Origin of the sequence: Thauera aminoaromatica S2 (assembly GCF_000310185.1) — a bacterium.
In the GTDB taxonomy this organism is placed as follows: domain Bacteria; phylum Pseudomonadota; class Gammaproteobacteria; order Burkholderiales; family Rhodocyclaceae; genus Thauera; species Thauera aminoaromatica.
Map to the genome: position 1 here is coordinate 1 of NZ_AMXD01000216.1, position 4306 is coordinate 4306.

Below are 4306 nucleotides of genomic sequence, written 5' to 3' on the forward strand. Positions count from 1 at the left end.
GGGCGCGCGCGCTGCTGCGCGTGCCGCCGCTGGCGATGCTGGCGGGCGGGCTGGGGGTCGCGGCCTGCGCCGGGCTGGTGGGGCTGTTCCACGGCGGCCCCTTCCTCGCCGGGCACTGGATCTTCCCCGCCGGGCTGGCGCTGGGCACGCCGCTGCTGTTCGACCTCGGGGTGTTCCTGACCGTGCTCGGCGCGGTGCTGCACGTGCTGCTCGGCGTGCTCGAGCGGGAGGACTGAAGATGGAAATCGTCGTTGCGCTCACCGTCGGCGTGCTGGTGGCGATCGGGATCTGGATGATGCTCGACCGCGGGCTGCTGCGCGTGGTGCTCGGGGTGGTGGTGCTCGGCAACGGGGTGAACCTGGCGGTGTTCTCCGCGGGGCGGCTCGACGGGCTCGCCGCGGCCTTCGCGAGCGCGGCGGGCGCGCCGGCGCTGGCCGCGAATCCGCTGCCCCAGACGCTGGTGCTGACCGCGATCGTGATCGGCTTCGCGCTCTTCGTGTTCGCGCTCGCGGTGCTCGAGCGCAGCTGGGCGCTGCACGGCCACGTCGAGACCGACCGCATCACCGCGGTGGCCGAGGAGCCGGCGCCGGACCTGCCCGCGCCGCGAGACGCCGCATGAACGCGCTCGTCGTCGCTCCGCTGCTGATCCCGCTCGCCACCCTGGTGGCGACCCTGTTCGCGCGCCCTTGGCCACGCGCGGTGGCGGCGCTGAGCCTGGCCGGCGCGCTCGCCCTCACAGGCGCCGGGCTCGCGCTGGTGGCGCTGGCGGCGCAGGGCGGGATCCTCGCCAGCCAGGCCGGCGGCTGGGCGGCCCCCTACGGCATCACGCTGGTGATCGACCGGCTCTCCGCGGCGATGGTGGCGATCACCGGCATCGTCGGCAGCGCGACCATCGTGTTCGCGCTGGCACGCGACGAGGACCCGGCGCGCGGACGCGACTTCCACGCGCTGGTGCATGGGCTGCTGGTGGGGGTGTGCGGCGCCTTCATCACCGGCGACGTGTTCAACCTCTACGTGTGGTTCGAGGTGCTGCTGGTGGGCTCCTTCGCGCTGCTGGTGCTCGGCGGCGGCCGGCGCCGGCTGGCGGGCACGGTGGTGTATGTGGTGCTCAACCTGGTGGCGACGATGATGTTCCTGCTCGCCGCCGGCCTGCTCTACGGCGCCAGCGGCAGCCTCAACATGGCGCTGCTGGCGCAGGCCTTCGCTGCCGGCGAGGTGCCCGTGACCGCGCACGCGGCGGTGGTGCTGATGCTGACCGCGTTCTCGATCAAGGCCGCGCTGTTCCCGGTCTTCGGCTGGCTGCCGGCCTCCTACCACGTGGCGTGGACGCCGGTGTCGGCGCTCTTCGCCGGCCTGCTGACCAAGGTCGGCGTGTATGCGCTGATCCGCCTCGTCACGCTGTTCTGGCCGGAAGCGGGCATCGCCCACGAGGTGCTGCTGTGGGTGGCGTGCGCGACCATGCTGATCGGCGTGCTCGGCGCCGCGGCGCAGGTCGAGGTGCGGCGCATCCTGTCCTTCCACATCGTCAGCCAGGTCGGCTACATGATCCTGGGGCTGGCGCTGGCGACGCCGCTCGCGCTCGCCGGCGCGGTGTTCTACCTGATCCACCATATCGTGGTGAAGGCCAACCTGTTCTTCATCGGCGGCATCGCCGCGCGCCTGACCGGCTCGGAGCGCCTGGCGGCGATGGGCGGGCTGTACGCGCACGCGCCCTGGCTGGCGGTGCTGTTCGCGATTCCCGCGCTGTCGCTCGCCGGCATTCCGCCGCTGTCGGGCTTCTGGGCCAAGTTCGTGCTGGTCGAGGCCAGCCTGGACGCGCGCGCCTGGGTCGCCGCCGGCGTGGCGCTGGTCACCGGCCTGTTCACGCTGCTGTCGATGAGCAAGATCTGGAACGAGGCCTTCCTGAAGCCGCATCCGGCCGGCGAGGGGAGCGGGAGCGCTGGGAGCGGGAGCGGGGGCGACGGAAGCGGGGGCGGCCTGCGCAGCGCGGACGGGCTGCGGCCCGCGCTGTGGGCGGTGGGCGCGCTGGCGGCGATGACGGTGGCGATCGGCCTCGCGGCCGGGCCGGTGATGGACTACGCGGTGGCCGCGGCGCAGCAGCTCGCCGCCCCGGCGGCCTACATCGACGCGGTCGTGCGCGCGGGAGGAAACTGAACATGCTGGGCCTGCACCTCCTGCTCGCGATCGGCCTCGCGGCCTATGCCGACGCGCTGCGGCCGCTGGGCGTATGCGCCGCCTTCGTCGCCGTGTATGTCGCGCTGCGCCTGGCGATCGACCTTCTGGGCATCCGCCGCTACCTGCGCCGGCTCGAGCTCGGCAGCGCGTTCGCGCTGTGGTTCGTCGGCGAGATCTTCCGCGCCAGCGTGGGGGTGGCGCGCATCGTGCTCGGTCGCGCCGCGGCGGCGCAACCGGCGGTGGTGGCGATGCGCCTGGCGCGTCCGGACGATCGCTTCGCCACCCTGCTCGGCTGCCTGCTGACGCTCACGCCGGGCACGATGGCGCTCGACTACCGGCCGGAATCCGGCCTCATGTACATCCACGCGCTCGACGCGCGCACGGCCGCCGAGGTCGAGGCCGGGGTGCGCGAGATCGAGCGCCGCCTGCTGCGCTGGCTCGACGCCGGCGCGCCTGCGGATGCCGGGGATGCGACCGGGAGGGACACGCCATGAACGCCGGCATCGCCGGGGCGGCGTGGGTGCTGCCGCTCACCTTCGCGCTGCTCGCCCTCGCCGCCGCGCTGATCCTGCTGCGCCTGGTGCGCGGCCCGCGCGCGCCCGACCGCGTGGTGGCGATCGACGCGCTGAGCATGATCGCCATCGCCACGATCGCCCTGCTCGCCTTGTCCACCGGCCAGCCCATGCTGCTCGACGCCGCGGTGGTGCTGTCCCTGGTGTCCTTCCTCGGCACCACCGCCTTCATCCTCCTCTTCCGCCGCCGCGGCCGCGAGGCCGACCCGGCAGCGGGGCCGCAGGGTCGCGCGCCGGGGGGTGGGGAGGCGGCGGGGACGGAGCGGACGGAGTGGGAAGCGAGTGGCGGTGCGGTCGCGGAGCGGGGAACGAGTGGCGGTACGGTCGCTGGATTGGCATCCGCGGTGCGGGAAACGCGCGGCGGCGCGGCAACGGGTCGGGAAACGACTGGCGGTACGGTCGCCGGGTTGGCATCCGCGGTACGGGAAACGCCTGGCGGCGCGGTCGCGGAGCGGGAACCTTGCGCGAACGGGGAGGCTGCGCGATGAGTGGATTCCTTGCCTGGCTATCCTCGGCGCTGCTGCTGCTCGGCGCGTCGATCGGCCTGATCGGCGCGATCGGCGTGCTGCGCCTGCCCGACAGCTACACCCGCATGCACGCCGCCAGCAAGGCCGGCGCGCTCGGCGCCGCGCTGATCCTCGCCGGCGTGGCCGCCGCGAGCGAAGGCGGCTTCGCACTCGCCGCGCTGTTCGCGATGCTCGTCCTCCTCGCCACCGCCCCCCTCGCCGCCCACGCCATGTCCCGCGCCGCGCACCGCTCGGGCATCGCCCCGATCACCGGCGCGCTCGGAGACGCACTCGCGGAAGCCGAAGGGAACGCGTCTCCGCCACACCACAACGCCCGAAGCGAGATGTAGGAGCGACGCAAGTCGCGATCACAGCCTTCCCGCCCCGACCACGCCCCTCGCCGCCGCACCGCACGATCGCGACTCGCGTCGCTCCCACAACACCCCCTGAAGCGCGGCGGTTCTCTGCCCGATCGCGACTCGCGTCGCTCCCACAACACCCCCTGAAGCGCGGCGGTTCTCTGCCCGATCGCGACTTGCGTCGCTCCCACAACACCCCCCGAAGCCCGGCGGTTCTCCGCCCCATCGCGACTCGCGTCGCTCCCACAACACCCCCTGAAGCGCGGCGGTTCTCTGCCCGATCGCGACTTGCGTCGCTCCCACAGCCCCGCCCGAAGCACGGCGGTTTCCCGTAGGAGCGACGCAAGTCGCGATCACAGCCTTCCCGCCCCGACCACGCTCCTCGCCTCCCCACCGCACGATCGCGACTTGCGTCGCTCCCACAGTCGCGATCAGCGGCCGCTCACGTGCGTTCGTGATCGCCACGGCCATCGGCGATAATGCGCTCTTGAACCGTCGGGGAATCACGTTGAACACCATCCGCAGAAAGCCGCCCACCCCTCAACCCTCGCGCATCCAGGGCACGCTCGGCGTGCGCAAGCCTGCGGACGACGAAGCGCCTGCCGAGGAGGCGTCTTCCGGGCGCGAGTCCGCGGCCGAATCGCGCACGCCGCGGGACCCGGCCCCCGCGAGGCCCGCCGCCGGCGAGCGGCCC

Annotated in this window: 6 protein-coding genes and 1 pseudogene; all 7 read left to right on the forward strand. The window is 73.5% G+C overall.

Going from position 1 to position 4306, the window contains the following annotated elements:
- A partial coding sequence (locus C665_RS18680; protein WP_004326687.1) for an MnhB domain-containing protein occupies nt 1-236 on the forward strand: 236 nt, incomplete at its 5' end.
- 2 nt (nt 237-238) lie between these two features.
- On the forward strand, nt 239-619 hold the full coding sequence (locus C665_RS18685; RefSeq protein WP_004326688.1) for a Na+/H+ antiporter subunit C: 381 nt from the start codon (nt 239-241) through the stop codon (nt 617-619).
- Nucleotides 616-2154 (forward strand): proton-conducting transporter transmembrane domain-containing protein, encoded by a 1539-nt coding sequence (locus C665_RS18690; protein WP_004326690.1) that lies wholly within the window; start codon nt 616-618, stop codon nt 2152-2154. The genes C665_RS18685 and C665_RS18690 overlap by 4 nt, the downstream gene beginning before the upstream one ends.
- Before the next feature lie 2 nt (nt 2155-2156).
- A complete protein-coding gene (locus tag C665_RS18695; protein ID WP_004326691.1) occupies nt 2157-2669 on the forward strand; it encodes a Na+/H+ antiporter subunit E in 513 nt (170 codons plus the stop codon).
- The gene (locus tag C665_RS21200; RefSeq protein WP_004326692.1) at nt 2666-3235 is read left to right on the forward strand and encodes an MrpF/PhaF family protein; all 570 of its coding nucleotides are present in this window, start codon (nt 2666-2668) and stop codon (nt 3233-3235) included. The genes C665_RS18695 and C665_RS21200 overlap by 4 nt, the downstream gene beginning before the upstream one ends.
- Nucleotides 3232-3603 (forward strand): monovalent cation/H(+) antiporter subunit G, encoded by a 372-nt coding sequence (gene mnhG / locus C665_RS18705; RefSeq protein WP_004326693.1) that lies wholly within the window; start codon nt 3232-3234, stop codon nt 3601-3603. The genes C665_RS21200 and mnhG overlap by 4 nt, the downstream gene beginning before the upstream one ends.
- 463 nt (nt 3604-4066) lie before the next feature.
- Nucleotides 4067-4306: pseudogene (locus tag C665_RS21000) on the forward strand (hypothetical protein); the annotation flags it as partial.

What these genes read in the sequence shown, in the direction of transcription:
- C665_RS18685 (WP_004326688.1), top strand. Translation starts at nt 239, where the DNA reads ATGGAAATCGTCGTTGCGCTCACCGTCGGCGTGCTGGTGGCGATCGGG.
- C665_RS18690 (WP_004326690.1), top strand. Translation starts at nt 616, where the DNA reads ATGAACGCGCTCGTCGTCGCTCCGCTGCTGATCCCGCTCGCCACCCTG.
- C665_RS18695 (WP_004326691.1), top strand. Translation starts at nt 2,157, where the DNA reads ATGCTGGGCCTGCACCTCCTGCTCGCGATCGGCCTCGCGGCCTATGCC.
- C665_RS21200 (WP_004326692.1), top strand. Translation starts at nt 2,666, where the DNA reads ATGAACGCCGGCATCGCCGGGGCGGCGTGGGTGCTGCCGCTCACCTTC.
- mnhG (WP_004326693.1), top strand. Translation starts at nt 3,232, where the DNA reads ATGAGTGGATTCCTTGCCTGGCTATCCTCGGCGCTGCTGCTGCTCGGC.